2 protein-coding genes are annotated in these 2,775 nt (G+C 68.4%); both read left to right on the top strand.

Annotated features, from left to right (window positions below):
• Window positions 1-191 precede the first annotated feature (191 nt).
• Entirely contained in the window at window positions 192-1,343 is a 1,152-nt protein-coding gene (locus AB0M65_RS40645; protein ID WP_364040952.1) for a glycoside hydrolase family 88 protein, read from the top strand.
• 142 nt (window positions 1,344-1,485) lie between these two features.
• Window positions 1,486-2,490: a helix-turn-helix domain-containing protein gene (locus AB0M65_RS40640; RefSeq protein WP_364040949.1), complete on the top strand. Its 1,005-nt coding sequence runs from the start codon at window positions 1,486-1,488 to the stop codon at window positions 2,488-2,490.
• The last annotated feature ends 285 nt before the right edge of the window (window positions 2,491-2,775 follow it).

Below are 2,775 nucleotides of genomic sequence, written 5' to 3'. Positions count from 1 at the left end.
CTACGCCCGCTTCCGTCAAGTCCCGGCCCCCCCCCCCCACGCCGCCAGGGACCGCCTGGGCGCGAAGACCACGAACGAGATTTGCCAGACACGCCCTAGGGCGTGTCCGAGCCGGCCGGGATGCCGACGGACGGCGGATCGGCATCCCGGCCACCACTCTCCCGGTGTCCCCGGCGCAGGAAGGGCCACGAATGTCCCCAGATCCTCACCTTTCACGACGGACGATGCTGCTGGGCACCGCGGGCGCGCTCGGCGCGCTGGCCGTCCCCGGTGCGGCCGCCGCTGCCGCACCGGTGGACTGGTCCCGCGCGGTCGTCGACTCGACGATGAAGCGGTTCACCCCGGCCACACTCGGCGGCTGGGGCTACACCCGCGGTCTGTACCTCTATGGCCAGTACCTCGTCTACCGGCGCACCGGTGACCGGCGCTACCTCGACTACATTCTCGCCTGGTACGACCGGTTCGTCACCGAAGACGGCATTTCGAACGGGTTCACCAATCTGGACGCGATGCGCTCCAGGCAGATGTTCCCCTTGCTGTACACCGAAACCGGGCAGGCGAAGTACAAGACCGCGGCCGGGCAGCTGCGAAACCGGTTCCCGTCCTATCCCCGGACGTCCGACGGTGGGATGTTCCACGCCACGAGCAAGTCAGGCCAGCTGTGGGCGGACGGCGTGTACATGGCGCAGCCGTTCCTCGCCTTGTACGGCAAGACCTTCGGCGATCCCGGCTACTGCTACGAAGAATCCGCGAAGAACGTCATCGTCTACTTCGACCGGCTGAAGGAGCCCGCGAAGGGATTGCTCTACCACGCCTACGACGAGGACGGCTCGGAACCGTGGGCGTCGGGGCCGGGGCGGCATTCGGCGTACCACTGGGCCCGCGCGATCGGCTGGCTCGGGATGGCGTCGATCGACCTCCTCGAGATCCTGCCGGCCGGCCATCCCCGGCGACGTCGTCTCGTCGAGATCGTCCGGTTCCTCGCGGCCGGCTACACCCGGTGGCAGGACCGGGCTTCGGGCCGCTGGTTCCAGCTCGTCGACCGAGGCGGCGAGCAGGGCAACTGGCTGGAGACCTCGGCTTCGGCGATGTACACGTTCCTGCTCTCCCGCGCGGTGGAACGCGGCTACGTCGGCCGCGAGTACGGACCAGTGGCCGCGAAGGGCTATTCCGGTGTCCTTTCCCAGGTTTCGACCGGCCAAGACGGCCTCACGAACATCGAGAACATCTCCGAAGGCACGAATGTCGGAGACACGGCGTATTACTACGCACGTCAGCGCAACACCAACGATTTCCACGGTCTCGGCGCGTTCCTCATCATGAATGAGCAACTCGCCTGCTGAGGTCGCCGTATCGGCCGCAGGACGCTTTCCCCGCCTCTGACCAGGGAAAAGCGTCCTGCGGCTCGTTTCCGGCCCGGACTGGGTATTGACCAGGGGCGCTAATATCGCGTGCTGCGACGCCCAATCCCAGGAGGGACACCGGATGCGCGAGACGCCGCCCCAGGCCTCCTATACCCGGCTCGAACTCGGTGACACCAGCACGATTCAGGTCGGAGTAGCGGTTTCCCCGCATATTTCGCTCGTCTCGATGCTGGTCGAAGTCGTCGGCGGATATGACCGCGGGCTGCCAGCCGCCTGGCGCCGCCAGGTGGCCGCGGCGATCCCCGAGCAGGGCTACCGCGCCGCGAGCGCGCTGACCCGCCGGGGCACCTCCGTGCAGCCCGACTTCATCGTGCCGATCAGCCCCGCGCGAGACGCCTCCGCCGCGAGCCAGGCGGAGGTGCTGCGTGAGTTGCCGGAGGCCGATGTCCTGAAGGGGCTGGAAGAGGTCTTCGGCGACCGGCTGCCCGCGCACTGGCGGCAGGCCGCCGACCATCCGAGACGCTGGGCCCCTTCCCTCGCGGACGCCTTCACCGCGACCAGGCTGGCCACCGAGAACCTGTGGACCAAAGCCCGTCCCCTGCTCGACCGCGAGATCGAGCGGATCGGCGTCGCGTCGGTCCGCGGCGGGACCGACGCGGTACTCAGCCTGCTGCGGCCCCATTTCCGGTTCCAAAGCGGCGCACTGCTGCTACCCGACGCCGAACCGGCGCGCTACTCCACCCGCGGCCGCCGGCTGATCCTCGTCCCGATGCTCGCGGGCTGCCGATCGGTGGTGGCCAACTTCGACGAAGAGGACGCCATCTGGATCGGCTACCCCCTGCCCGGACTGGACGGCCTGCTCGACAACGGCCGGGCCGAACCCCGCCCCGGCGTCGACGGACTCGACCTGGTCGTCGGCGCCCACCGCGCGAAACTGTTGCGGCACTTGGGAAGGGCCGCGCGCATGGGGGAGATCGCGAACCTCCTCTCGTGTGCCGCGAGCACCGCGACCTACCACTGTGAACAGCTCGTCTCGGCGGGGCTGATCCAGCGGCACCGCGAGGGCCAGGTCGTCCTGGTGGTCCGGACACCTCGTGGTGACGCGCTGGTGGACTTGCTCTCTTGACTCCCGGGGTGGTCGCTGCGCGGGCAACGTCAGGCGGTCGGGTGGCGATTCTGGATCTCCTGAGCACACCCCGCCGGATCCGGGGGTGACCGGGACTGTCGTGCGGGACTGTGTGGATTTCGGATCATCTAACGCGCCAGAATCCACACGGCCACCGGATGCGGCCGGGTCGCCGGGTCGTGAGTGATTTGGGTTGTTAGAACGACCCAACTGCGCTTACGCTCGTTGAGCTGGTCGACCCGCTGACCGGCAAGGAAGATCTGCCCCGAGTCGGCGCGAAGGATC

The organism is Amycolatopsis sp. NPDC051071 (assembly GCF_040682875.1).
GTDB lineage: Bacteria > Actinomycetota > Actinomycetes > Mycobacteriales > Pseudonocardiaceae > Amycolatopsis.
This window is presented reverse-complemented; position numbering and strand designations above follow the sequence as displayed.